A 25711-nucleotide genomic window follows, 5' to 3' on the forward strand; every position below is an offset into this window, starting at 1 on the left:
GACTGCCGAAAAGGCCGCGCACAATCAATACAAATGTTCGAACTTTTAAGCGCGATTGATCGGACTTCGCGTACGATGATGCTCCGTGGCCGCTTCGAACGCCTGCGCGACGCGGAACAGCAGGGCCTCGGCCCGCCAGGGCGCGGTAAGCTGCATGCCGATGGGCAGGTTCCGCCGATCGAACCCGCACGGCACGCTCAGCGACGGCACCCCCGCAGCGCCGAGATCGTACGTGTTGCGTGACACAAGCCGCGTCGTCGCCACCATGTCCGAAGCCTCCGCCCACAGCGGCGCGGTCACGGGCGTCGTCGGCGTGAGCAGCACGTCGATCCCGGCGGCGAACGTGTCGCGCAGCGTCCGCTGGAACTGCTGGAGCAGCCGGATGCAGTGCGCGTAATCGGCGCCGCTCACCTGATGCCCAAGCTCTATGCGCCGCAGCACTTCCGCGCCGATCCGGTCCGCATGCTCGGGGTACACATCGCGGCGCGCATCGGCGACATCGGCGAGCACGAAGCGGAACGCGCCGCCCGTGCGCAGTGTCTCGGCCTCGCCCAAAGGCACGTCGACAAGCGTACAGCCGAGCCGTTCCAGCACCGCTGCGGCGTCATCCACGGCGCGCGCCACGCAGTCCTGCAAATCCTCGTAGAAGAACGCGCGCGGCACCCCGACACGTAGTCCCTTCACCCCGGCGTCCATCCCTTCCAGCAGCGGCGGCGCGTCCGCAAAGGAAAGCGGGTCACGCGGATCATATTCCGCAATGGCCGCATACAGCCGCGCCGCGTCCGCCACCGTCGCGCCAAACGGCCCGACCACATCGCAGATCGTGCTGACATCGAGCACGCCGTGGTTCGAAACCCGCCCCAGTGTCGGCCGCAGCCCCACGACACCGCACAGCGCGGCAGGCACGCGCACCGAGCCGCCCGTGTCCGTGCCGATCGCCATGGGCACGATCCCGGCGCCCACGGCCGCCGCCGATCCGCTGCTCGATCCGCCGGTGATGCGCGCGGTGTCCCACGGGTTCCGGCAGTTGCCGAACGCGGCGTTTTCCCCGGTCGCGCCGAAGCAGAACTCGCTGAGGTGTGATTTCCCGATCAGCGCCGCACCGGCATCGCGCAGGCGGCGCACCACCTCGGCATCCCCGGCCGCCGGCGCTGCATCGCGGAACACCGCGGAGCCGTGCGTCGTCGGCCGCCCCTGCCAGTCGATACAGTCCTTCACCAGCACCGGCACACCGCTGAGCGGGCCGACCCCCGCCTTCGCCTCCCGGTCGAGCCACAGCACCGCATTGATCGACGGATTGATCCGGTCGGCTGCGTCCAGCGCCCGCGCGATCACCGTCTCATCGCGCATCTTCATCCGCGCGCGGCATCGTCCGTAAGCAGCAGGTCTTCGTAAAAGGCGCTGAAGGGCCGGTCAGGATGCCGGATCTGGATTTCGAGAACCCACAGCCCCGGCGAGGGCGTGAACGGGGCCTCCGCCAGCGCGCCTTTGTGCAGCACGGCGTGGGGGAAATCCGCCAGCCGGTGGCCCGACATGTCGAGGTTCAATTCCCAGCCCATGATCTGTGCTTCGGCTGCGGCAAATTCATAAAGCGCGATGCCGGAAAGGCCGTCGTCGAGCCACTTCGACCGCGCACGCGCAAAAAGGTCGCGGACATCGCGCTGCGCCGCCAGCATGTCGGGATCGTCGCCCACGACGAACGTATCCCCGCCGTCGCCTTCCCATTTCTGCCAGACCGGGCCGATATCGATGAAAAAGATGTCGTTATCGCGCAACGCGACACCGGGCTCGGAAGGCTGGCCGAAATTCTTGAGCGTGTTCGGCCCGAAGCGCACATGAAGACCATGCCAGCCGCGCAGCATTTCCGCCTCCCGCAGCCGGGCCTTTGCCAACGCCACGGCCTCTTCCTCCAGCATTCCGGGCCGGATACCTGCCGCGATCTCGTTGATGACCGTCCGCGTCCGGTCCCGCACACGGAGAAACATGGCCGTGTCGAAATTGCCGCCGACCGCTTCTGCCCGACTCTTCTCGCCTGTAATCATAGCGCTCCCCTTCCCCCGCCGCATCCATCGCAAACGGGGTTCATGCGCCAGCATAGAACGATCGGGCCGTCCTCTCGAGATGCAAAAAGACCCGAACGGCGGTGCCCCGCGATCACCGGCTGACGCGCGCGGGCGTCAGCGAACCTCCGAATAGACATATTGATGTTGCTGCCCGTCGTTGATGGTCAGCGTGCGAACATCGCCCGCCTTGCCGACCAGGGCATCGACCTGGATCGCGCCGGGGCCTGCCGACACGAGCGAAGTGGTCCCGTCGGGATTCACGCGCGTAGCAAGCGGGCCTTCGATGAAGCCTGCCTTGATCCATTTCCGGCCGTCGCGGTCCATGATCGCGATATTGCCCACGGACGGATCCCGATAGTGGGCTGCCAGCCCGGCGAGAACCGCCGGATCGCCGGGAAAGGTCAGACGCTCGCGCCGAGCCTGCGCCTGCGCCTTGACCCGCGTCGCGGCGGCAGCGACGTCCCGCGCGGCTTCGGGCTTCCCGTCATAGAGCACTTCGAGCAGGCGGCGCAGGAAAGGCCCGAGCATCGCGGCGCCGGTGTCGCCGTTGGTAAGGATAACGGCGCCCACGTCCGCTTCGGGCAAGGCATACCAGTTGCTGTGATAGCCCAGCAGCGTGCCGCCGTGCGTAACCACCGGAACGCCCCAGGCCGTCCGTTCGAAAAGCCCCATGCCGTACCAGCTGTCGTCGCCCACCTGCACGCCGCGCTTGCGCCGCTCGACCAGATTGGCCTCGCTGACCAGCCGCTTGCCGCCGGGCGTCAGGCCCTTCGACAGTTCGAGCTGAACATAATGCGCCATGTCTGCTGCGGTCGAAAACGCGCCGCCCGCCGGGCGATGCGGATAGACGGTTAAGTTGAAGTCGTTCGACATCAACGCGATCTGCCCGTTGATATCGACGCCGTGCGGCGGCGCCCAGTTTCCGGACATGCCCTTTTCGAAGTCGAAGGTGGTATCGCGCATACCGAGCGGCGCGAATATCTTTTCCTCCATGGCATGGTCGAACGCCGCGCCCAGTTCCATACCCGGATAGCTGAGCGCGCCGCCGAGGTATCCCGCAGCCGAAGCCATCAGGTTGTTATACTGAAACAGCTCGCCGAACTTGCTCGTCGGCTGCGTGTGCGCCAGTCCGTCGAAGGTCGCCGATGCCGGTGCTCCTGCGTCCGCCAGAATGAAAGAATAGTCCTTTCGCGGCAGCCCCGTGCACGCGCAAACGAGGTGACGCACCTGCACCGATTGGGTCGTGGCATCATCGCCCAGGCGGAACGCAGGGTAGAGATCGACGACTCTCTGGTCCCACTGCAGCTTGCCTTCGTCCGCAAGGACAGACAGCAGCAACGTCGCCATACCTTTGGTATTCGAAGCGATCATGAATTTGGTGTTCTCGTCGACAGGCTCCGACGATCCGAGCGCGCGCACACCGACGCCGCCCTGCCACACCACCTTGCCCTTTTCGATCAGCGCGATGCCCACCCCCGGAACGCCGAGCGCTGCCGCGCTTTCCGCAACGAAATCACGCATCGTCTGAATGCGTTCGGGGGTCAGCGCATGGGCCGTCTTCCCGGCGAATGTCTCGCGCTGATATCCGGCCGGTCGCAGGTTCTGCTGCACGACCGATGCGGCCGCCGATCGCTTGGCGGCGGTCGCAGCGGCGCCGTCCATCAGCATCACGGTCCAAAGCGAACCCTTGCGAAACGCCAGCGCCGCGCGCACCGCGCGCTCGGCCGGAGACGTCTCGTAGGAGAGCGTCGTTCTCTCGTCCCACCCGTCGCCGGGGGCCGCTGCCGTCACCAGACGCGGTTTCGGAGTCGCGCCCGAACGGAATGCGGCCCAGCCCTTTTCGGCAGCCGCCGCCGCATCCGGAGCGGCACCGATATCGACGACAGCGATCCGCAGATCACCTTCCGGCGCCAGAAACACGGTCGCCGAGCCCTGCGTCGTCGCCGTCCAGTCCTTGGGCTGAACATATTCGATGCCGCTTGCCGTTTTGCCCGGTGTATCGGCTGCGGCCGGTGTCTGCGCGGCGGCGGCAACGGGAAGGCTCATCAGTACTAGGGCCAATATCAGCTTCATGGCGCGTGTTCCTCTTGGTCAAAATTATTCGAGACGTAAAATAACGGAGTGCGGACAAGACAAGGCAGCATCGAACAGATCAGTTCGCTGAAGCGGAGAATCGCAGCGCACCCTTTCCCACGACGGGCAATTCCACATACGACAGGCTGGCCGCGCCGTGATGAATGCCGTTCACTGCAACCACGCCTTTGCTTTCGGTTTCGTTCGGCCCGCCCGTGTTGAGATTGCGCACGAACTTGGGAAAGTTCGACGAGCTGATTTCGATACGGATGCGGTGCCCCGCCCCGAAGCGGATGCTCGTCGCGATCGGTGTCGGCTTGAGCGCATATATCTCGCCGGCCTTCATCATCTCAGGTTTGTCCATACCGTTGCGGTAGCGCGCGCGAAGGATCGTGTCGCCGATGATCCAGGCGGTGCCGTCGGGTGCGACGTCGACCAGCTTTACGGCAAAGTCGGTGTCCGGCGCGCTCGACGAGACGTGGAGGAGCGTTTCGACAAAACCGCTGACCTCGACAGGTTCGGCAAGCGGCTCGGTCGAATAGACCAGAACATCGCGCCGCGCTTCAACACCGCGCTGGTCGAAAGCGCCGGGGATCACCAGCCCGCCGTTGCAGCAGTCGCCCCCGCCGACCGTCGGCACCGGATTCATGGGGTCATAGGTAAAGCGATCCGAGGATTCACTAGCGGGCGGCGACATCACCAGACGCCCGTTGCCGTAAAGGCTGTTGGCATCCCCCGCGCTTTGAAAATAAAGCCGCGTCGGCTGCGTTCCGCGCGGCGGCCAGCTCTCGGTGCCCTTCCACACGTTTTCGCCCATCAGGAAATACTGCACGTGCGGGGTCGATGCGGGAAAGGCCTTGGCATCACCTTTCAGCCAGCGGTCGAACCAGCCGAACACGCTGCCGAGAACATCGAAGCTCGCATCGCCCATTTTCCGCTCCCCGACCACGAGGTCGGGCCCGAGCCCCAGAAAGGCGCAGTGCGTGCCGGGCGCGATCACCGCATACTGGTTGGCGCTGGCCTCCGCGTCCGTGCCCGCCGCGCGTGCGTGGTTGAACAGTTCAAGATTGGGGGCGACGGAAACGTCGTACCAGCTGTTGAACCAGAGCGCGGGAACACCCCAGCCCATGTCGTCGTGATACAGGCCGCCGCTGCGCCACGCAGGATCGCCGGGCGTCCGGCGGATCAGCGAGTCGAAGGTTCCGGCCGGTTCGCCGAGGCTGGAGTGCAGCGCCGATACGGGGAGGTGCCGAATATGCTTTGCCCATTCGACCTTGGGCTTCGTCGCGGCAAGATCGTTATAAAGCGACACGCGCGCCCGCGCCGCTTCATCGATGTCGGCGGGAAGCTGCGCGCGCAGGGGATTGTCCACCCCGTACAGCCACACGAAGAACAGATTGCGCGGAACGCCGCCGGTGTACCAGTTGCCCTGCTCCTGAAAGCGCCCGACCTTGCCGATCCCGGCGCCAGCAGCCATCGGAACCATCGCGGCATGTGCCGGATGATTTTGCGCCGCGAGCGCCAGTTGCCATTCGGCCGACGATGAACAGCCGAGCGTGCCGACCTTGCCGTTCGACCATCCCTGCGAAGCAATCCACGACAAAGTATCATAGCCGTCGGTTTGCGGAAAACCGAGAAGCTCCCACGTCCCTTCGGAAAAATAGCGCCCGCGCTCGTTCTGGACGATGAAGACGAAACCGCGCTTCGCGGCTTCAATGGCAAACCGCAGCGACGCCCCCCGAAGCCGGTGCTCGCTATAGGGCGTCTTCCAGAGGATAACCGGCAGCGGCCCGCGTTTTCCTTTCGGGGTGTAGATATTCGTGGACAGCCGAACCCCGTCCCGCATCGGGACCATCACCGCGGTTCTGCTGTCGGCCACCCGAGTGAGTTCGCTGTCCAGCGCTTCGGGCGTGTATTTCGCCAGATCCTGCGCCCCCGCCGCCTGCGGCGAAAGGCCAAGCAGCAGCCCCGCCATCAAAAGCGCGCTCGCAAACAACCGCGAGCATTCAGCCAGTCGGCGCATCAGACCCCTCCCGCTACCCTTGTTCACACAGTGAGACGTTTCGGTGACACACCAGAACAAAACAGACAACATGTGTCCCGATCTGATATCATTGTCCTGTTTGGGATGATAGCAATGAGTGCTGCATTGATATTGCAAAAACGGGGACTGTGGAAATGCGAAGCACTCAAAAAACGATTCATAATGCCGCGCTTGGCATCAGCTTTACCGCGCTTGTCGCGGGCCTGGCGTTCGCCGCGCCGGCCTACGCTCAGTCCGAAGCGACTCAGCAGGCTGCGCCGGAAATCGACGAAATCATCGTCACGGGTTCGCGTCTCGCGCGTGTCGGCTTCGATCAGCCGACTCCGACGACGGTGCTTGGAACCGATGAAATTCGCCAGGGCCAGCGGTCGAACCTCCAGCAGGTTCTGAACGATTCGCCGCAGTTCCGCCCGACCACGACGCCGCAGGTGTCCGTGGGCAACACGTCGAGCGGAAACGCGCCGGTCGATCTGCGCGGACTCGGCGCGAATCGGACGCTGACGCTGGTGAACGGTCGCCGCTTTGTGGGGCAGAACAACCTCAACTACGTGCCGCTGGGCTTGATCAAGAACGTCGATATCGTCACCGGCGGTGCTTCGGCGGCCTACGGTTCGGACGCGGTCGCGGGCGTGGTGAACCTTATCCTGAAGGACAGCATCGAGGGTATCACGATCGGCGGCCAGACCGGCATTTCCTCGCGCGGTGACGGACGGCGCTACGGCGCCGACCTCACCATGGGAACGTCCTTCGCGGACGGGCGCGGACAGCTGCTGTTCAGCGGTGAATATGTAAAAGACGCCTCGATCAGGGATCGCAATTCGCGCCGCAATCTCGGTAGCGCGGGTATCGTCCGTCTCAATCCGACGGACCCGACCGACCCGCGGCAGGTTCTGCTGCGCGACGTCAACTTCGGCAATCAGGCTTCGGAAGGCCTCATCAAGAGCGGCATCTTCGCGGGGCAGATCTTCAACAACGATGGCACGCTGAGAACCTATCGCGCGGGCACCTCGCTCGCAGCCGACCCCTCGGTGGCCTTCCCGGCGCAGGTCGTCGGCGGCGCTGACGCGGTTGGCCTCTACGACGCCCTTGCCGTCACCACGCCGCTTGAGCGGATCAGCACCTTCGCGCGGGCCAGCTATGATATGGACGGAATCAGGCTGTGGGCGGACGCGACCTACGGTCGTTCACGTGCGGACTACAACTTCATTCCCGACATCGGCGCGTCGGCCAACCTTGTCATGCAGGCGAACAATCCGTTCCTTTCCCCCGAAATTCGCGGCGCGCTTGCGGACGCGGGCGAAACGAGCTTCACGTACGGACGGTTTTTCGATGGCCCGCTCATGCTCCGCTACGACGGCACGCGTCAACAGATCGAAGGCGCGATCGGGCTCGACGCTGATCTCGGCTCCAACTGGCTGCTGCGCGCGCACTACAGCCACGGCGAAATCGAATGGCGGCAGCGGGTGAGCAACGCGCGTATCGTCTCGCGTTTCAACAATGCGATCAACGCCGTGGAAAGCGGCGGGCAGATCGTTTGCGGAATCAACGCCGATCTCGACCCCTCGAACGACGATGCTGCCTGCCGTCCGCTGAACCTGTTCGGCTACAACGGCCCGTCCGCCGAGGCGCTTGCCTATACGCACGGCACCCAGCGCAACAACACCACCAGCAAGATGGATGCCGCCTCGGTCGAAATCCTGGGCGACCTCTTCTCGCTGTGGGCCGGCCCGGTCTCGGTCGCGTTCGGCGCTGAAGCCCGCTGGGAGGAGCAGGTTTCCAAGAGCGGCGCGCTCGACCTTGCCGGCGCTTACGGCCCCCTGAACCTTTACGGCACGCCCGTAAGCGGCGGCTTCAACGTGAAGGAAGCGTTCGGCGAAGTCGCGCTGCCGCTTCTCGACGTCGACGGCACCGTCAAGATCGATCTGAACGGCGCGGCGCGGTATTCGGATTATAGCCGCAGCGGCGGCATCTGGGCGTGGAAGGCGGGTGCCACGGTCGGGCTGTTCGACACGCTGTTGCTGCGCGGCACACGCTCGCGCGACATCCGGGCGCCCACCATCGCCGAGCTTTTCACCGTGCGCTCGATCGGTGTCGGCCCGCTTGTCGATCAGGATACCGAGGGTCGCGCCGCAGCGAACCCCGGCTACAACCCGACCCCGCAGCAGGTGACCACCTTTGCGGGCGGCAACCCAGACCTGATGCCGGAAATCAGCAAGACCACGACGATCGGCGCAACCTTCACGCCGCAGTTCATGCCGCGCTTCAACCTGTCGGTCGATTACTACGACATTACGATCAGCGGCGCGATCACCACGCTCAACGCATCGAGCCTGACGCTCGCCTGCCGCCTCGGAAACACGGCGGCCTGCGACCGGATCACGCGCGATGGAACCGGCACGGTGATAGAGGTACAATCGAACTCGCAGAATATCGCGCGCTTCGAAACCTCCGGCTTTGATATCGAAGCGTCGTATCTCGCCGATCTTTCCGAAGTCAGCAGCGGTCTTGGCTCGCTGCGGATTCGCGCCCTTGCCACGCACGTTCGCAAGTTCGTGTTCGACACCGGCATCTCGCGGATCGACACGGCGGGTGACCTCGGCAGCAGCACGGCCAACTCCATACCCAAATGGCGCGGTGTGCTGAGCTTCACCTACGAAACCGAATATCTGGGTCTGGACGCCCGCATCCGTTATGTCGGCAGCGGCAAGTTCAATCACCAGCTGGACGGCATTCTCGTCAATAACGACATCAGTGCCCGCACCTACCTGGATCTCGGCGCGCAGTTCAAGGTGAGCGACAGGTTCACATTGTCGGCGAGCGTCAACAACGTGTTCGATCGCGCTCCGCCGATCAGCCCCACCGGGCCGGTCTATCACGACGCGGTCGGCACTTATTTCACGATGGGCGCCCGCGCCAAGTTCTGATCCACTCTCGTTCGGCAGGCGCGCAGCTTACGGCCCGCGCCTGCCGAACCCTCAGTTCGTGCCCGGCAAAAAAGCATCCAGCTCCGCCAACAGCCGCTCGGGCACCTCTTCCTGCGGGCTATGGCCGCACGGCAGAGCCCGGCCGCGCACGTCGCGGGCCTTTGAGCGCCAGCTTGCCTCGACATCGAACAGCATCCCGACTGTCCCGCGATCGCCCCAGAGCAGCAGCAGCGGCGCTTCGATCAGCCGCCCCTCGTCCGCTGCGTCATGTTCAAGGTCGATGCTTGCCGCTGCACGGTAATCCTCGCAAATTGCATGGCGCGTAGCCGGGTCACGGTAGCAGCGACGATATTCGGCCACCACGCGCGGATCGAGCGATCCCTCGATCTTTATCTGCCCGGCAAGGTGACGGTCGAGGAAATGGTCGGGATCGGCCGCGATCATCCGCTCGGGCAGGTCGAACGGCTGGATCAGGAAGAACCACCAGAAATACCGCGTCGCGAACTCCCGGTTCGTCTGCGCATACATCGTCGCGGTGGGTGCGATGTCGAGCAACACCAGCCTTCGAACGCAGGCGGGGTGATCGAGCGCCATCCGGTGCGCAACGCGCGCGCCGCGATCATGCGCGACGACATCGAACCGATCGAAGCCGAGCGCGGCCATCGCCCTCACCTGATCCGCAGCCATCGCGCGTTTCGAATAGGTCCGATGGTCCGGGTCGCCCGGCAGTTTCTCGCTGTCGCCGTACCCCCGGAGGTCGGTGGCGACGACAGTGAAGCGCTTCGCCAGTTCGGGCGCGACCTTGTGCCAGGTAAGGTGCGTTTGCGGGTGGCCGTGGAGAAGAAGCAGAGGCGGCCCCGCACCCCCGACGGCAGCGCGGATGCGGACCCCGCCGGCATCGATATCGTGCCACCGGAACCCCGGCATCAACTCGCTGTATTCAGGATGCGCGCTCATCACCGCGCCCATTCATAAGCCACGGCCTGGCAGCGAGATAGGCCTGCTCGAAGGACCGAATGCGATCGGCATGGGTCAGCGTCTCACCGATCCGGTCGAGCCCGAGCATCAGCGTCCGGCGCAGCGCCTGATCGATATCGAAACTTCCGGCATAGGCGGCCACCTCGATGCGCTGCGCTTCAAGATCGACCGTCATGTGCCCCGCCCCGTCATCGAGACCCGCTGCGAGTTCGGCAAGCTGCGCGGGCGGCAAGGACAGCAGGAGCAGGCCGTTGTTCGCCGCATTGTCGGCGAATATCGCGCCGAAGGAGGAGCCGATGATGCCCCGGATGCCATATTGGAGCATACCCCAGACAGCATGTTCGCGCGACGACCCGCAACCGAAATTGGGTCCGACGAGCAGGAAGCGGGTCTCCGCCATATCCGGCCGGTTCAGGATGAACCCGGGGCGCGCTCCGCCGCTTTCATCGAAGCGCAGGTCATGGAACAGGCCGGCGGCAAGTCCCGACCGGTCGATACCCTTCAGGTAGGCCTTCGGCATGATGACATCGGTATCGATATTGGCGGCGGGCATGGCTGCAACCCGGCCCGACAGACGAATGAAGTGTTCCATCAGAACGCAGCCGCGAGCGCGCGCACGTCGGCCAATCGACCGCTGACGGCCGCCGCCGCAACCATCGCCGGGCTCATCAGGTGCGTCCTGCCGCCGACCCCCTGCCGTCCTTCAAAATTGCGGTTGGTGCTTGATGCGCATCTTTCTCCCGGGGCAAGGCTGTCGTCGTTCATCGCGAGACAGAGCGAACACCCTGATCGCCGCCATTCGAACCCGGCTTCGATAAAGATCCGGTCGAGCCCTTCGGCTTCGGCGGCGCTGCGCACGCCGCTGCTGCCCGGCGAGATCATCGCCCGAACGCCCGGCGCGACCTTGCGTCCCTTCAATATGCTCGCCGCGTCGCGCAGGTCCGACAGGCGCGCATTGGTGCAAGACCCGATGAAGGCGCGGTCGATCGCGATATCCTGCAGCGCCATGTTGGGCGTCAGCCCCATATAGGTCAGGGCGCGAACGGCATCGGCGCGGCGATCGGCGGGAAGCGTCTCAGGATCGGGAACCCTGTCCGTGATCGCGAGCGACTGATCCGGACTCGTGCCCCAGCTCACCATCGGCGGTATGTCGCCTGCGGCCAGCGAAATCTCTTTGTCGAAGCGGGCATCCGGGTCGCTGCGCAGCACCTGCCAGTCGGCGCGCGCGCGCGCGAGAAGATCGGCGGACGGCGCGCGAGAGCACCCTTCGATATAATCCACGACCTTGTCGTCGGGCGCCATCAGCGCAACGCGCGCGCCGCATTCAACCGCCATGTTGCAGATCGTCATGCGCGCCTCGACACCGAGCGCGTCGATCGCCTCCCCCGCGAACTCGAGCGCATGACCGCCCGCCCCGTCGGCGCCGATACGGCGGATCACCTCCATGATGAGATCCTTCGCCGTCACGCCCGGGGCCAGCCGGCCATCAACGGTAATCCGCATCGTCTTGAGCCGCCGGTAAATCAGCGTCTGTGTCGCGAGCAGATGCTCGATATCGGATGTGCCGATGCCGAAGCCGACCACCCCGAACGCGCCGTAAGTCGTTGAATGGCTGTCGCCTGCGGCAATGACCATGCCCGGAAGCACGAGCCCGAGTTCGGGCATCACGACATGCTCGATGCCTTGCCGGGGGTCGAGCAGGTCGAAAATCTCTATTCCGAAATCGCGCCCGTTTTCGGAGAGATATTCGATCTGTCGGCGCGCGCCGTCGTCGAGCTTGCCTGCTTCGCGGTCGGGGTTGGTCGAATTGACATGGTCAACGACACCCAGCGAAGCCTCCGGCCGCCACGGCTTGCGTCCGGCGTCGCGCAGGCCGCTGAACGCCTGGGGGCTTGTATATTCGTTGAGCACCGTTCTATCGATATAGAGCAACAATCGTTCGCCGGCGCCGCCGCCGTCTCCGAAAGATAATATGCGGTGTTCGTCGACGATCTTGTCGTAGAGCGTTCTTGACGCCGACATTCTCATACCTTTCTCTGCGGCTTCGCAGGGCCGGGCTTACCGTGCCGACTTTGGGCGAGGCCAATGCCGGGACAGTATCAATTGATGCGACGAGTGGATTCACATGGATATCATATGGCTAGAGGACTTCATCAAGCTCGCCGATGAAGGTAATTTTTCCCGCGCTGCGGAGGCTCGCAACCTCACCCAGCCGGCCTTCAGCCGACGCATCCGTGCGCTCGAGGACTGGGTCGGCGCGACGCTTGTGGATCGCGATACGCATCGAATCGCCCTCACCGAGGCGGGTCAGGCGTTCCGCGTTCTCGCCGAAGATCTGTTGCGGCGGCTGACGCTCGGCCGCGATCACGTCCGCGAAATCGGGGGTACGCTCAGCAACGAAATCCGCTTCGCATCGACCCACGCGCTGTCGACGACCTTCTTCCCGTCCTGGCTCCGCAGCGTGAGCGACGGGCATGAGGCCGGAACCATCACGCTGATCGCCGATCATATGGTTGCCTGCGAACGGTTCATGCTGGAAGGCAAGGCGGACTTTCTGCTCTGCCATCATCATACGGCCGCCGCGCACCGCCTCGATCCGGCCGGCTTCACCTCGCTTCGGCTCGGGCAGGATATTCTTCTGCCGGTGGCGGCGCCTTCGGACGACGGATCGCCGACCTACGTGCTGCCGGGAAACGACGATCAGCCGCTTCCCTTTCTGGAGTTCGAGGACAAGTCCGGCATGGGCCGCATTCTTCAGGCGGCGCAGGTGATTTCCGCAGGCTCCGCGTCGCTTCGCACGGTGTTCCGTTCGCATATGGCGACCGCGCTTCTCTCGATGGCGCGCGACGGGCGCGGGCTGTGCTGGGCGCCCCTCAGCCTCGCGGGCGCCGATATGGACAGCGGCCGCCTCGTCGCGTCAGGCGATGCGCGCTGGCACGTCCCGATCGAAATCCGGATCTACAAACCGATCGCGCGGCGCAGCCCCAGCGTCGAAGCCTTCTGGAGCATGGTCAAGGCCTCCGTGAAGGCCCAAAGCGCCTGAACGGAGACCCGGCGCCTTCCCGGCCGCGTAACAATGCTGCGCCGGCACCTCTCAGGCCGCACGAATGATTCTATGTCGAACCGGCATTGGGATCGCTGTCCGCATGCCCATAGACATTCTGGGCCCTTGCACTGGCCGACGGGTGGCGGCTTTGGCAGGGTTCAGGGTGGAGAAAAAAATGATTCAGGGAACGACAAAGGCGAACAGTCGCAAGTTCACGATTTCCACATCCCTTCTCGCAATTTCGGTTTGCGCAGGGCTGGCAGGCACCGCGAGCGCGCAGGATGCCGCCGATGCAAGCGACACGGCGATAGCAGACGACAGCACCATCGTCGTAACCGGCTCGCGCATCGGTCGTCCGGTGCTCGATTTGCCGACACCCGTCGGCGTCGTGACATCCGACGCGCTTGAAAACAACAATGCCCAGTTCGACATCGGCCGCGCGCTGGCGCAGCAGCCGTCGATCGGCTTCTCGGGCAGCATGCAGCAGAGCCAGCAGACCGGCGCGTCGGGTTCGCGCGGTGAAAACAGCGGCGGCCTCGCCGTCGTCGATCTGCGCAGCCTCGGTTCGAACCGCACGCTGGTGCTCGTCAACGGCAAGCGCCGGGTCGCCGGCGCGACCGACAGCGCAGCCATCGATCTCAATTCAATCAACCCCAACCTGATCGAGCGCATTGAAGTCATCACCGGCGGCGCCTCGGCGATTTACGGTTCCGATGCCGTCTCCGGCGTCGTGAACGTCATCCTCAAGGAAAATTTCGACGGCGTCCGCGTATCGGTGAACGGCTCGCAGCCCGCACGCGGCCCCGAAGGATTCACTTATGGCGGCAGCCTCGTCGCCGGCAAGAATTTCGGGGACGGCCGCGGAAACATCACCTTCGCCGCTGACTATACGAAGGTCCAGGAAATCACGCCTGCGCAGGCCGGCATGAAGAACAATGTCGCGATGCTCAATCCTGCCGACACCGGGCCGAACGACGGCATCCCCGACATGATCCTGGCACCCGGCGCCGAGGCGCTTCGCTTTTCCGGTTACGGCGTTGTCGGCTTCAGCAACGACACCGGCGGTCTTGGACGTTTCGCTTTCAACGACGACGGCACCGTGCGCCCCTTCCCGACGCCCAGCCTGACCGACGGCAGCCTGTTCGGCATCTTCGAAAATTGCGGCGCTGCCTGCTTCCGCTTCGACGATTCGATCTCCATCGTTCCCGAAATCGAGCGCTACAACATCAACATGAGCGCGAATTACGATTTCAGCGACAGCGTCAGCGGCTATTTCCGTGTCGATTACAACAACACGTCGAGCCTCGGGCGCGGTCAGCCGGTGATCCGGTCGGGTACGCCGATCAACGTCGCGCAGAACGCCTTCCTGAATGAAGACTTCCGCCAGGATCTGCTCGCCGCCGGCGCAACCACGGTGCGCATGGACCGGCTCTACACCGACCTTGGCCTGCGCTACAGTCAGGTCGATCGTAACAGTCTTTCGTTCGTCGGCGGCTTCAAGGGCGAGGTCGAGACCGGCGTTTCAAACCTGCGCTACGACGTCTACGCCACCTATGGCCGCACCAAGGCGAAGTTCATCGGCTACAATCGCCTGCTCGTTCCCAATCTGAACGCCGCGCTCGATTCGGTCATCGATCCCGACACGGGAGAGGCCGCCTGCCGGATGAACGTACCGGCGCTCCAGCCGCCCGGCTACACGCCGCCCAGCATCGTCGGCAACGCGGCCTGCGCCCCGTTCAACCCCTTCGGCTCTGTCGCCAGCTCGCAGGAAGCGCGCGATTTCGTCACAACGACGACCGTTTCCGACGCCTTCGTCCGTCAGACGACTGCGGGCTTCTCGCTTGCGGGCGATACCGCGAAATTCCTGACCATGCCCGGCGGCGGCGCAGTCGGCTTCGCGCTCGGTGCCGAATATCGCGAGGAACGCAACGGCCGCACCACCGATCCTCTCGTCAAGGCCGGTCTCACCAACCAGGCCGCGACGCAGGATTACGAGGGCGGCTATCACGTCACCGAGCTGTTCGGCGAACTCAACGTCCCGATCCTCAGCGACGTGTCCTTCGCCAAACTCCTGTCGGTCGAAGGCGCCGTGCGTCATGCCGATTACAGCCACGCCGGGCAGGCAACCTCCTGGAAGGCGGGCACCATCTGGGAACCGACCGACGGCCTGCGCCTTCGCGCGACGATCAGCCGGGCCATCCGCGCACCGAACATCTTCGAGGCTTTCCGCCCGAGCGAAGGGCAGACGACCAATGTGAACGACCCCTGCGCGCAGACCAACCTCGGCCTCAACCCCAACCGCGCGGCCAACTGCGCCGCGCTCGGTCGTCCCTCGGGCTTCGTCCCGCTGAACGGCGGGATCGGCGTGCCCTTCATCGTCTCGGGCAACGAGAACCTCCGGCCTGAAGTCTCCGACAGCTGGACGGCGGGCTTCGTGTTCACACCCGCCTTCCTGCCGGGGCTTCAACTCTCGGTCGACTGGTTCAACATCGAGATCGACGATGCGATCAGCTTCCTCAGCCCGCAGCAGATTGCCGAGAATTGCGTCGATCGTGCAGGCGGACCCGATCTTGATCTTTGCGCACTCATCACCCGTGAGTCGAACACGGCCAGCCCGAACTTCTTCGGCATCACCACGGGCAACAGCACCTATGTGAACACGTCGAAGCTGGAAACCTCGGGTCTGGATACTCAGCTTTTCTATGCTCACCCTGTCGGCAGCGGTCGCATCTCGGCCAATCTCGCCTTCACCTACCTGCACCGCCTGCGGACCTACACCTTCCAGTCGCGGCCGGATCTCTACACCGTGCTCGAAGGCTTCTACGGCTATCCCAAGTACAAGAGCGTCCTCAGCATGACCTACGCGAACGGCCCTCTGACGCTCGGCTGGCAAGGCCGCTATCAGTCGAGCCAGGCGCTGACCGACAGGTCGCCCGGGATCAGCCGCGAACTGCTGTCGCCCGACCGGACGGGTTCGCGCTTCTACAACGACATCTCGGCCTCCTACACGCTGCCGATGAACGGGCGACAGGAAGCCAAGTTCTCCTTCGGCGTTTCCAACCTCTTCAACGAGAAACTGCCGGATATGGAATCGGTCCAGGTCATCGATCCGTCAGGGGGCGGCTTCGATCAGTTCGGCCCGGTCATCCGGCTGGGGCTCGACGTAAACTTCTGATCCCGGCTCCACATGTTGAGGCTCGCGTCCGAGCGCGAGCCTCATAGTGTCTGCACATGTTCCGCCCGGCAGGAGGTGCAATCGTGATTGCTGAAACCGTCCGCCCTGTCCGTCAAAGGGGCCTTCTGGGTTTCATCGAGCGTGTGGGCAATTACCTGCCCGACCCGACGATCATCTTCATCTATCTGATCGTCGCACTGATGCTGCTTTCCGCACTCGGGGCAGCTCTGGGATGGACGGCATCGCTTCCCTTCTCGGGCACGAACGCCCCCGCCAATGCGGAAATCGAAAACGGCATGCTCACGTACCGGGCATCCAGCCTCTTTTCCGCCGAAAACATCGCGCGTCTGTTCACCGAGATGCCGCGAACCTATGCGAATTTCGCACCCCTCGGCATCGTGTTGACCATCATGATGGGCGTGGCCGTAGCGGAGCGGTCCGGGCTGTTCTTCGCGCTCATCCGCGGCTCGCTTCGCAACACGCCGCGCCGGTACATGGCGCCGATCATCGCGGTGGTCGGCATGGTTTCGCATCATGCCGCCGACGCCGCCTATGTCGTGCTGATCCCGATGGCGGCCGTGCTCTTCGCGTCCGTCGGGCGCCATCCGCTCGCCGGGATCGCGGCGGCGCTCGCGGCCGTGTCGGGCGGATATGCCGGGAACATCATGCCCGGCCAGCTCGATGTGCTGCTGTTCAGTTTCACGCAGGAAGCCGCCCGCATTGTCGAACCCGGCTGGACGATGAACCCGCTGGGCAACTGGTATTTCATCCTGGGCATCGTCATCGTCTTCACGCCGATCATCTGGTTCCTCACCGACAAGGTCGTCGAACCGCGTCTCGGGACGTGGGACGAGGAAATCGACGACCAGCTGCGCGCGGACCTCGAGAAAGGCGCCCTCGGCGACGACGAGCGCCGGGGCCTCCGTCATGCCGGTATCGCTGCGCTGCTGGTCGTGGCCGGGTTCGCCGCCTTGTGCCTGTGGCCCGGCTACACGCCCTTCATCGATCAGAACGCCGAAGGCCCGATCCGCCTCCAACCGCTTTACGCCTCGATCATCGCGGCATTGTTTATCCTGTTTCTGCTGACCGGCACCGTGTTCGGCCGCGCCGTAGGAATAATAAAAGGTTCAGCGGATGTGATCGAGATGATGCGCGAAGGCGTGAAGACGATCGCGCCCTATCTCGTCTTCGTCTTCTTCGCCGCGCATTTCGTGGCGATGTTCAACTGGTCGGGCATCGGCCCGATCATCGCGATCAGCGGCGCCGAAAAGCTGCAGGGCATGAACCTCCCTGCCCCGCTCCTCCTCGTCTGCGTTCTCCTCATGTCCTCTGTGCTCGATCTCTTCATCGGATCGGCGACGGCGAAATGGAGCGTGCTGTCCTCGGTCGTGGTGCCGATGCTCATGCTGCTCGGCATCAGCCCGGAAATGACGACCGCCGCCTATCGCATGGGCGACAGCTACACCAACATCATGACCCCGCTGATGAGCTATTTCCCGCTTGTCCTCGTCTTCTGCCAGCGGTGGGACAAGTCGATAGGGGTCGGCTCGCTGCTCGCGCTGATGCTGCCCTATGCGCTCTGTTTCATGGCGGCAGGGATCGCGATGACTGTCGGCTGGGTCGCCTTCGATCTCCCCCTCGGGCCCGGCGCGCAGGTCTTTTATGACATTCCGGGCCACACCGCGCCCTGAGGGAAGAGGGGTGAAAACGGGCAGAAACATGCAACAATGTTCAATAAGCATTGGGGTCGAGCGCGTGCCGATTCTAACTTCAGCCCTGCCGCCGCGCGAGAAGGGAGCGTTCCAATGTCGGTTGATTTGACATCGCTCGAGGCGGACATGACGGCCTGGCGCAGGCACATCCACCAGCATCCCGAGCTCGGATTTCACGAACAGGGAACCGCGCGCTTCATTCTCGATCTGCTTGACGCGTTCGGGGTCGACGAGGTTCACACCGGGATCGGCGGCACCGGCATCGTCGCGACGATCCGCGCCGGGCAATCGCAGCGCGCGATCGGCATTCGCGCCGATATCGACGCCCTTCCGATGACCGAGCTTACCCAGTCGGATCATCGATCCTGCACGCCGGGCGTGATGCACGCCTGCGGCCACGATGGGCATACGACCATGCTGCTCGGCGCAGCGAAACATCTCGCCGCAACGCGCAATTTCGATGGCGCTGTCCACCTGATCTTTCAACCCGCCGAAGAATCGCTCGGCTATCAGGGCCCCGGCGGCGACCCCGATGGCGGCGCGAGCGCGATGATCCGCGACGGGCTGTTCGAACGCTTCCCGATGGAGGCAATTTTCGGCATTCACAACCGCCCCGGCATCGCGGCGGGAAAGCTCGCCGGACGTGCCGGGCCGCTCTATGCCGCCGCCGACCGCTTCGAAATTACCGTGTCGGGCAAAGGCGGGCACGCCGCGCGCCCGCATCTGACGATCGATCCGATCCTCGTCGCGTCGCAGATCGTCGTCGCGGTGCAGAGCATCGTTGCGCGCAACACCGATCCGATGGACGCAGCGGTCGTTTCGATCTGCAAATTCGACGCCGGCACCGCCTTCAACATCATCGCCGACGATGCCCGTCTCGGCGGCACCGTCCGCACCTTGTCGCGGCAGAGTCAGGATGCGGTCGAGCGGCGGCTGCGCGAGATCGTCACCGGTGTCGCTGCATCCTTTGGCGCGACCGCCGAACTTCACTACGAGCGGGGCTACCCTTCGCTGCACAACCCCTCCGATCTCTATGCCAAAGTGCGCGAGATCGCGATCGGTGTCGTCGGCCCGGACCGCTTCGTCGATCTCGACACGCCGGGCATGGGGGGAGAGGATTTCGCCCGCTATCTCGATGTCGTTCCCGGCTGCTTCCTCCTGCTCGGCAACGGCGACGAAGGCCCCGGATCGGTCATGCTGCACAATTCACACTATGCCTACGACGACAGCATTTCGCCCACGGGCGCTGCGCTGTGGGTCGCTTTGGCCGAGACGTTCCTGCCGAAATAACGGGAGACACCTGTCATGCGCCGTTCAATCACTGCCGTGCTGCTGGGCACTTTGGTTTCATTGCACGCGGCGCAGGCGCAGGCCGACACCGCCGGGCAAGTGACCATCTATCGCGACGGCTTCGGCGTGCCCCATGTGCAGGGCGAGACCTCGGACGCAGTGATGTTCGGCGCAGGCTACGCGATCGCGCATGATCGGCTCGCCGCGATGGAACTGGCGCGGCACAATACCCAGGGACGCCGGGCAGAGCTGCTGGGCGCCTCGGCGATCGACGCTGACAAGGTCATGCGCAGCCGCAAGCTCACCGACGAGACGCTGATACGGCGCTATCGCGCGCTCGCGCCCGAGCACCGGAAGATGATCCAGGCGATGGTCGACGGGATCAACAAGCGCATCGATGACGTGAACGCCGATCCGGGCCGCCTGACCCCGCTCGAATTCATTCGCTGGGGCATCAAACCGACGCGCTGGAGCCTGACCGAATATCTCGCCCTGATTACCGCCGCGCCGCTTGGCCGCGACACCTACGAAATACGGAATCTCGAATTTCTGAAAGACATGACGGATCGCTACGGCCGGGAAAAGGCCTGGCAGATCTTCAACGACGTGGTGCCGATCTCGGACCCGGATTCGCCCACGATCATTCCGGCCGGCGAAGATCTAGCCCCTGCCCGGCCGATCCCCGCGCCCGTCCTGTCACCTGCGCAGCTGCCGCCGGGCGGCGTGACATCTGCGGCCGCGCAAGCCGCCCCGCTCGGTCCGGTGCAGGGTGCCAGCCGGTGCATGGTTATCGCGCCCCGGAAATCGGCCAGCGGCAAGGTCTTGATGCTGGAAGCCACCGCCGACGGCCCTGAAATTCACCTGCACGGCGGCGGTTTCGATAACGCAGGCTTCGGTTCGAACGGCTGGGGCGTGCCCACCATGGGACGCGGAGCGCAGCACGGCTGGCTTATGGTGTCGGGCAAGAGCGAAGCCGGAACGGTTTTCGCTGAAGAACTGAATCCCCGAAACCGTTATGAATACCGGCACAAGGGCGAATGGAAAAAAATGGAGCGCCGGACCGAAACCATCACGGTCAAAGGCGGCGCGCCGGTCACACACGAAGTCGCCTGGACGATCCACGGCCCGGTGATCGCCTGGAACATCGAAAACGGCACCGCCTATTCGCAGCAAATGGGCGTCCACGGCAGGGAACTCGATACGTGGGTCGCCTTTGCCGAAATGGGACGCGCGAAGAGCCTCGCGGAATTCAGGGAAAAGGGCGTCGATCGCCTCGGCTGGAATCTCGGCGCCTGCTACGGCGGCGAGGACGGCACGATCGCCTATTTTGAAGGCGGCGCGCTTCCGAAAAAGGCCGCCGGAGTCGATCCGCGCCTGCCGACGCCCGGAACAGGCGAATACGAATGGACCGGCTTCCTTACGCCGCAGGAAAAGCCGCACACGATAAACCCGGCGCAGGGCTATATCTTCGCCTGGAACAGCAAGGCCACGAGCTGGTCGCAGGAAGGCGACAATGCGCGGATCGGCGCGGTATACCGCACCTGGCTCGGCGACCGGCTCGCCGGTGCCGGCACGTCGCTGTCGCTGCTCGACATGCGCGATTTCAACGGGCGCATGTTCAACGCGCTCGGCGCGGTCGACCGCACACAGACGGCGCCCGATTTCTTCGCGCCCTACATCCGCAATGCGATCACCGCCAGCGGTGATTCCGAAGTCGCGCGCGCCGGCGAATATATGCTCAGCTTCAACGGCCTCTATCAGGATCGCGACGCCGATCAGAAATACGACAACCCGGGCCTCACCCTCTATCGCGCATGGCTGGAAATCGCACCGCGGATGCTGTTCGGCGACGACATCGGCGACTGGTGGAAAAAGATCGATGCGGATCGCTATCTCACCTATCAAACCAGCCTTCTGCTGCGCGCGTTTCAGGGGGATGCCGCAGGCGCGCCGCTCGCTGTCGATTATTTCAACGGACGCGACCGCACCGCCGTCATGATCGACACGATCAAGGCGACGATTGCCGAGGTCAAGGCGCGCTTCCCCGGCAAGGACATGGCCGAGTGGAAGCATCCCGTCTTCTGGAAATATTTCGACGCCGCGCTCGAAACGCCAGATCGCCCGCAAATGGCGGAAGATGCGCCCGAGCGCCGCCTGTCTGCGGTCCTGCGGCTGGGGCCGACGATGGCGCCGCACAACGGCGGCGAGAGCTGGGTCGGCCTGATGGAAATCGGGCGCGATCACCGCGCGCTCTATTCGGTCGTCGATGCAGGGGGACAGAATCTGTTCATCGACCCCAACGGCAAGGGCAATCCCCACCTCACCGACCAGACCATGATGCACGAAACAAACGAGCTCAAGAAAATCTCGCTCGCACCCGACGAGATACGCAGGACCGCAGTGTCGAGCGTGACGTTCGAATACCGGCCGCAGACCCGTTAGCGCGCAGCGGACAGCGACCGTGCAGCACCGCCCCGCAGCGACAGCAATTCCTCGGCGGGCGATGCTTGGAATCATTGCAGCGCTACCGCTCGCGGCCTGCACACAGCAGCCGCGCTTGCCGGGCGAGTTGTGGGTCGGATCGTCGCCGACGGGTGTGCCGTTCAGTTTCGTCGATCCGGCGACCAACGCGTTGACAGGTGCGATGATCGACATCGCGAAGGCCGTGATCCGCGACCTGGGCCTGACGGGCGACTACCGCGCGACGCCGTTTTCAGCGCTGATCCCCTCGCTGACGACGGGCCGCATAGACATGATCGCGGCGGCGATGCAGCGGACGGACGAGCGCGCGCAGATCGTTGCTTTCAGCGCGCCGGTCTTTTCCTACGGCGGCGGCCTCGTCGTCCCCGGCGACGATCGGGGCGTGTATCCGGCGCTGTCTTCCGTCCGGCACAAGCGCGTCGGCGCGCAGGTCGGCACGCGCTTCGTGGATCAGTTGCACGGCGCCGGCGTCGATCGCGTCAAAACCTACGATGGGCTCCAGGAGATCGTACGCGACCTCGCCAACGGCCGGATCGACGCCGGTTACGGCGACGAGCCGATCCTGCGCTACCAGCTTCGCGTCGGCCCTCGGCGGCCGGTCCGTCTGGTGCGCGAATTCAGGCCGCCCGTCGAAGAAGATCTCTGCCTGATCGTCGCGAAAGACGATCCGTTGCTGGAACGGCTCAACAAAGCCATCGCCCGCCTGAAGGACGCCGAGATACCGGCGATCCTGCACCGCTGGGAGCTTGGGTAATGCAGGAATTTCTCACCGACGCCGCGCAATTCATGCCGATCCTCCTGCGCGGGCTCGGCGTCACCCTCCTCCTCACCTTCGGCGCGCTTGTCACCAGCATCGTTCTGGGTTTGCTATGGGTGCTGATGGGCTATTCGCGCTTCGCCCCGCTGCGCTGGTTCAGCCGCGCGGTCATCAACATCATTCGCGGCATCCCGATCATCGTTCAGCTCTTCTGCATCTATTTCGTGTTGCCGGAATGGGGCATCGACCTGCCCCCGTTTGCAGCCGGCGTCCTCGGTCTTGGTCTCGCCTATTCGGTCTATCAGGCCGAAAATTTTCGCGGCGGGCTTACGTCGGTCGACAGGAACCTCATAGAGGCGGGCACTTCGCTCGGCATGCCATGGTCGGTATTGATGCGCCGTGTCGTGCTGCCGCTCGGCATCCCCGCCGCGCTCCCTTCGCTCGGCAACACGACGATCATGCTCCTCAAGGATTCGTCGATCGCCTCCACGATCACCATCGCCGAACTCACCCGCGCGGGTCAGTTGCTCGCGATCTCGACCTTCGAGAACGGCACGGTCTATCTGCTCATCGCGCTGCTCTATCTTGCCGCGAGTCTGCCGATGGCAGCCGGTGTACGTGTGCTCGAACGACGGTTCGCACGCAGATGATCCGCCTGCGTCATGTCCGTAAATCCTTCGGGGCGTGCGCGGTGCTGCGGGACGTCAGCTTCGATATCGCCGCGGGCGAAGTCGCATGCCTGATCGGCCCCTCGGGATCGGGCAAGTCGACGATCCTGCGATGCGTCAACGGGCTGGAGAGCCACGACGGCGGGTCGATCGAAGTCGATAATGTTCTGGTCACGCCCCGCTCGCTGCCGCAGATCCGCTCGGCGGTCAGCATGGTTTTTCAGCGGTTCAATCTCTTCCCCCACCGAACGGCGCTCGAAAACGTGATCGAGGGGCCCGTCCATGTCCTCCGCCGACCCATCGCCGAAGCGAGGGAACACGCGATGGCGCTGCTGGAAAAGGTGGGCATGGCGGACCACGCCGATGCCCTGCCCCGCCAATTGTCGGGCGGGCAGCAGCAGCGCGTCGGCATCGCGCGCGCGCTGGCGATGGAGCCGCGCGCCATCCTTCTCGATGAACCCACCTCGGCGCTCGATCCCGAACGCGTCGGCGAAGTTCTCGAGGTCATACGCGGTCTTGCCGAGGGCGGCATGACGATGATCGTCGTCACGCACGAAATCGCCTTCGCGCGCGAGGCGGCGGATTCGATCCTCTTCGTGGACGGCGGCACGATTGCCGAGCAGGGCCCGGCGAACGAATTTCTCGCGAACCCGAAAACCGAGCGGACCCGGCTCTTTCTCCGCCGCGTCCGCCACACGCTGTGAACCTGCCCGATCCATGCCCTTCAAGGAGCCGCCGATGACCGCAAAAGCAATCAGCCTTTTCCGCCCAGATAAGCTCCTCGCCGCCGCCGCGATCGCCCCCGTCGCCAGGCCGCTGGGCAAACCCGTCTCGCAGGTGCAGTCCGCGTCGATTCCAGGCGCCGGGGAAAGTCAGCACGGCGTGTGGCACTGCACGCCCGGCGTCTGGCGCCGACAGGTCGTGCGCGCCGAATTCTGTTACTTCCTCTCGGGCGAGGCGATCTTCCGGCCCGACGAGGGTGAGCCCGTTCCGATCACCGCAGGCGCCGCGGTCTATTTCCCGCCCGAAAGCAGCGGCACCTGGGAGATCCTGAGCGATAGCCGAAAGGTTTTCATTGTCTTCGAAGAGGCAGAGGCAACGCGATGACGTCCACCGTTTCGCCCGCCACGATCGGCAGCTACTGGCTCGCGAGCTGCGACGACGACCTGACCCCGCGCCCGGCGCTCGCCGGCGACGAGACCGTCGATGTCGCGATCATGGGCGGCGGCTTCTCGGGGCTCTGGACCGCCTATTTCCTGCTGCAACGCGATCCGAACCTTTCCATCGCGATTGTCGAACGGCAATTCTGCGGTTTCGGCGCATCGGGGCGCAACGGCGGTTGGTGCTCGCCGCGCTTTCCGATCAACCCGTCCGCCCTCACCCGCCGCTTCGGGATCGAGACGGCGCGGTCGATGCTGCTTGCCCAGCAGGCGATGGTCGATGAGGTCGGCCGCATCTGCGCGGAAGAAGGCATCGACGCGCATTTCAATCCGGTGGGCGTGCTCACGCTTGCCCGCAGTGCCGATCAGTTGCCGTCGCTGAGGCAATCCTTCGATGCGTACGACAGGCTCGGCATGGCAGACGGCTGCGAACTGCTCGACGCCCGCGAGGCGCAGCGCGCCGTCAACGCAACCGAAGTGCACGGCGCATTCCGCCTGCGTTCGGGCGCCACGATCCATCCCGGCCGCCTTGTGCGCGGACTGGCGCGCGCGCTCGAGCGGCGCGGCGTGCGTATCTACGAAGGAACCGAAGTGCTGCGCGCCGTCGACGGCGCCGCGCCCGCGCTCGTCACATCAGGGGGCACCATCCGCGCCCGGCAAGCGGTCTTGCTCGCGGGTGAGGCGTTCATGACCAGCCAACCCGAATACCGCCGCCGACTGATCCCCATGGCATCGACAATCATGCTCACCGCGCCGCTCACTGCGGAACAATGGAACCAGGTCGGCTGGCGCGGGGGCGAATGTCTAAGCTCCTATGTCCACACCACCAATTATCTCACGCGCACTGCCGACGGGCGCATCCTGTTCGGCAGCCGCGGCGCGCCCTATCGCTACGGCTCGGACATGTGCGAAACCGCGCTCAGGGAAAACGCCAATTTCGATTGGATCCGCGATCGGCTGCTGGAATGGTGGCCTTCGCTCGAAGGCATCCCCTTCACGCACAAATGGGCGGGCTATCTCGGCATCCCGCGCGACTGGCTGCCGACCGTTCATTTCGATCCCCGGCGCCGCATCGGCCATAGCTACGGCTACACCGGCCACGGTGTCATCACGAGCGTCATTTGCGCGCGGGCGCTCGCCGGGCTCGTCGCCGGTCATGAAGCCGGTGCCGATGCGCCCTATATCCGCAAGCAGGCTCCGAACTGGGAGGTCGAGCCCCTGCGATGGGCAGGCATACGCTACGTCCAGAATGCCTTCCTGCGGATGGACCTCGCGGAGGCTGCGGGGCAGCAGCCTCCCCTGGACGCGGGCTTGGCGAAATATCTGGGCGAACCCTGAGC

18 protein-coding genes are annotated in these 25711 nt (G+C 64.6%); 11 read left to right on the forward strand and 7 right to left on the reverse strand.

Annotated features, from left to right (window positions below; translation table 11 throughout):
* Positions 1-45: 45 nt before the first annotated feature.
* The 4 genes from GGQ98_RS02435 to GGQ98_RS02450 all read right to left on the reverse strand — a co-directional run bounded on the left by GGQ98_RS02435 (position 46) and on the right by GGQ98_RS02450 (position 6159).
* The gene (locus GGQ98_RS02435) at positions 46-1356 is read right to left on the reverse strand and encodes an amidase (RefSeq protein WP_184064585.1); all 1311 of its coding nucleotides are present in this window, start codon (positions 1354-1356) and stop codon (positions 46-48) included.
* Positions 1353-2042, reverse strand: coding sequence for a M24 family metallopeptidase (locus GGQ98_RS02440; RefSeq protein ID WP_184064588.1), 690 nt, complete (start codon positions 2040-2042; stop codon positions 1353-1355). Before GGQ98_RS02440 ends, GGQ98_RS02435 begins: the two co-directional genes overlap by 4 nt.
* A gap of 135 nt (positions 2043-2177) precedes the next feature.
* Entirely contained in the window at positions 2178-4136 is a 1959-nt protein-coding gene (locus tag GGQ98_RS02445; RefSeq protein WP_184064591.1) for a serine hydrolase domain-containing protein, read from the reverse strand.
* Between the two features lie 79 nt (positions 4137-4215).
* Positions 4216-6159, reverse strand: a complete 1944-nt coding sequence (locus GGQ98_RS02450) for a CocE/NonD family hydrolase (protein WP_207791211.1) — start codon at positions 6157-6159, stop codon at positions 4216-4218.
* Between the two features lie 155 nt (positions 6160-6314).
* Here GGQ98_RS02450 and GGQ98_RS02455 point away from each other — a divergent pair, with 155 nt between their 5' ends.
* A complete protein-coding gene (locus GGQ98_RS02455; RefSeq protein ID WP_184064594.1) occupies positions 6315-9104 on the forward strand; it encodes a TonB-dependent receptor plug domain-containing protein in 2790 nt (929 codons plus the stop codon).
* 51 nt (positions 9105-9155) lie between these two features.
* On the opposite strand, the gene GGQ98_RS02460 is transcribed toward GGQ98_RS02455, so the two are convergent.
* Genes GGQ98_RS02460 through leuC form a run of 3 tightly spaced genes read right to left on the reverse strand, consistent with a single transcriptional unit; the run spans position 9156 to position 12104 of the window.
* Positions 9156-10061, reverse strand: a complete 906-nt coding sequence (locus GGQ98_RS02460; RefSeq protein ID WP_184064597.1) for an alpha/beta fold hydrolase — start codon at positions 10059-10061, stop codon at positions 9156-9158.
* Positions 10045-10674 carry a 3-isopropylmalate dehydratase small subunit gene (leuD, locus tag GGQ98_RS02465; protein WP_184064600.1) on the reverse strand — a complete coding sequence of 210 codons (630 nt, stop codon included), beginning with the start codon at positions 10672-10674 and terminating at the stop codon, positions 10045-10047. Before leuD ends, GGQ98_RS02460 begins: the two co-directional genes overlap by 17 nt.
* Positions 10674-12104, reverse strand: coding sequence for a 3-isopropylmalate dehydratase large subunit (gene leuC, locus GGQ98_RS02470; RefSeq protein ID WP_184064603.1), 1431 nt, complete (start codon positions 12102-12104; stop codon positions 10674-10676). The genes leuD and leuC overlap by 1 nt, the downstream gene beginning before the upstream one ends.
* A 103-nt stretch (positions 12105-12207) precedes the next feature.
* On the opposite strand from leuC, the gene GGQ98_RS02475 reads away from it, so the two are divergent.
* The 10 genes from GGQ98_RS02475 (at position 12208) to GGQ98_RS02520 (ending at position 25709) form a co-directional block, all read left to right on the forward strand.
* Positions 12208-13125, forward strand: coding sequence for a LysR family transcriptional regulator (locus GGQ98_RS02475; protein ID WP_184064606.1), 918 nt, complete (start codon positions 12208-12210; stop codon positions 13123-13125).
* 178 nt (positions 13126-13303) lie between these two features.
* Positions 13304-16303, forward strand: coding sequence for a TonB-dependent receptor domain-containing protein (locus tag GGQ98_RS02480; protein WP_184064609.1), 3000 nt, complete (start codon positions 13304-13306; stop codon positions 16301-16303).
* Positions 16304-16386: 83 nt separating this feature from the next.
* Positions 16387-17994 (forward strand): AbgT family transporter, encoded by a 1608-nt coding sequence (locus GGQ98_RS02485; protein ID WP_341534111.1) that lies wholly within the window; start codon positions 16387-16389, stop codon positions 17992-17994.
* A 114-nt stretch (positions 17995-18108) separates the two neighbouring features.
* Positions 18109-19305: a M20 aminoacylase family protein gene (locus GGQ98_RS02490; protein WP_184064615.1), complete on the forward strand. Its 1197-nt coding sequence runs from the start codon at positions 18109-18111 to the stop codon at positions 19303-19305.
* A gap of 15 nt (positions 19306-19320) precedes the next feature.
* Positions 19321-21747: a penicillin acylase family protein gene (locus GGQ98_RS02495; protein ID WP_184064618.1), complete on the forward strand. Its 2427-nt coding sequence runs from the start codon at positions 19321-19323 to the stop codon at positions 21745-21747.
* A gap of 61 nt (positions 21748-21808) precedes the next feature.
* On the forward strand, positions 21809-22540 hold the full coding sequence (locus tag GGQ98_RS02500; RefSeq protein ID WP_184064621.1) for a substrate-binding periplasmic protein: 732 nt from the start codon (positions 21809-21811) through the stop codon (positions 22538-22540).
* A complete protein-coding gene (locus GGQ98_RS02505; RefSeq protein ID WP_184064624.1) occupies positions 22540-23193 on the forward strand; it encodes an amino acid ABC transporter permease in 654 nt (217 codons plus the stop codon). Before GGQ98_RS02500 ends, GGQ98_RS02505 begins: the two co-directional genes overlap by 1 nt.
* On the forward strand, positions 23190-23915 hold the full coding sequence (locus GGQ98_RS02510; protein WP_184064627.1) for an amino acid ABC transporter ATP-binding protein: 726 nt from the start codon (positions 23190-23192) through the stop codon (positions 23913-23915). The genes GGQ98_RS02505 and GGQ98_RS02510 overlap by 4 nt, the downstream gene beginning before the upstream one ends.
* A gap of 34 nt (positions 23916-23949) precedes the next feature.
* Complete coding sequence (locus GGQ98_RS02515) at positions 23950-24318, forward strand: cupin domain-containing protein (RefSeq protein ID WP_184064629.1); 369 nt, start codon at positions 23950-23952, stop codon at positions 24316-24318.
* Positions 24315-25709, forward strand: coding sequence for an NAD(P)/FAD-dependent oxidoreductase (locus GGQ98_RS02520; protein WP_184064631.1), 1395 nt, complete (start codon positions 24315-24317; stop codon positions 25707-25709). The genes GGQ98_RS02515 and GGQ98_RS02520 overlap by 4 nt, the downstream gene beginning before the upstream one ends.
* Positions 25710-25711 lie beyond the last annotated feature (2 nt).

Source organism: Sphingosinicella soli (genome assembly GCF_014199685.1).
In the GTDB taxonomy this organism is placed as follows: Bacteria; Pseudomonadota; Alphaproteobacteria; order Sphingomonadales; family Sphingomonadaceae; genus Sphingosinicella; species Sphingosinicella soli.

Excerpts from the sequence above, each read along its gene's own strand:
- GGQ98_RS02435 (WP_184064585.1), bottom strand. The coding sequence starts at position 1,356 with ATGAAGATGCGCGATGAGACGGTGATCGCGCGGGCGCTGGACGCAGCC.
- GGQ98_RS02440 (WP_184064588.1), bottom strand. The coding sequence starts at position 2,042 with ATGATTACAGGCGAGAAGAGTCGGGCAGAAGCGGTCGGCGGCAATTTC.
- GGQ98_RS02445 (WP_184064591.1), bottom strand. The coding sequence starts at position 4,136 with ATGAAGCTGATATTGGCCCTAGTACTGATGAGCCTTCCCGTTGCCGCC.
- GGQ98_RS02450 (WP_207791211.1), bottom strand. The coding sequence starts at position 6,159 with ATGCGCCGACTGGCTGAATGCTCGCGGTTGTTTGCGAGCGCGCTTTTG.
- GGQ98_RS02455 (WP_184064594.1), top strand. The coding sequence starts at position 6,315 with ATGCGAAGCACTCAAAAAACGATTCATAATGCCGCGCTTGGCATCAGC.
- GGQ98_RS02460 (WP_184064597.1), bottom strand. The coding sequence starts at position 10,061 with ATGAGCGCGCATCCTGAATACAGCGAGTTGATGCCGGGGTTCCGGTGG.
- leuD (WP_184064600.1), bottom strand. The coding sequence starts at position 10,674 with ATGGAACACTTCATTCGTCTGTCGGGCCGGGTTGCAGCCATGCCCGCC.
- leuC (WP_184064603.1), bottom strand. The coding sequence starts at position 12,104 with ATGTCGGCGTCAAGAACGCTCTACGACAAGATCGTCGACGAACACCGC.
- GGQ98_RS02475 (WP_184064606.1), top strand. The coding sequence starts at position 12,208 with ATGGATATCATATGGCTAGAGGACTTCATCAAGCTCGCCGATGAAGGT.
- GGQ98_RS02480 (WP_184064609.1), top strand. The coding sequence starts at position 13,304 with ATGATTCAGGGAACGACAAAGGCGAACAGTCGCAAGTTCACGATTTCC.
- GGQ98_RS02490 (WP_184064615.1), top strand. The coding sequence starts at position 18,109 with ATGTCGGTTGATTTGACATCGCTCGAGGCGGACATGACGGCCTGGCGC.
- GGQ98_RS02495 (WP_184064618.1), top strand. The coding sequence starts at position 19,321 with ATGCGCCGTTCAATCACTGCCGTGCTGCTGGGCACTTTGGTTTCATTG.
- GGQ98_RS02500 (WP_184064621.1), top strand. The coding sequence starts at position 21,809 with ATGCTTGGAATCATTGCAGCGCTACCGCTCGCGGCCTGCACACAGCAG.
- GGQ98_RS02505 (WP_184064624.1), top strand. The coding sequence starts at position 22,540 with ATGCAGGAATTTCTCACCGACGCCGCGCAATTCATGCCGATCCTCCTG.
- GGQ98_RS02510 (WP_184064627.1), top strand. The coding sequence starts at position 23,190 with ATGATCCGCCTGCGTCATGTCCGTAAATCCTTCGGGGCGTGCGCGGTG.
- GGQ98_RS02515 (WP_184064629.1), top strand. The coding sequence starts at position 23,950 with ATGACCGCAAAAGCAATCAGCCTTTTCCGCCCAGATAAGCTCCTCGCC.
- GGQ98_RS02520 (WP_184064631.1), top strand. The coding sequence starts at position 24,315 with ATGACGTCCACCGTTTCGCCCGCCACGATCGGCAGCTACTGGCTCGCG.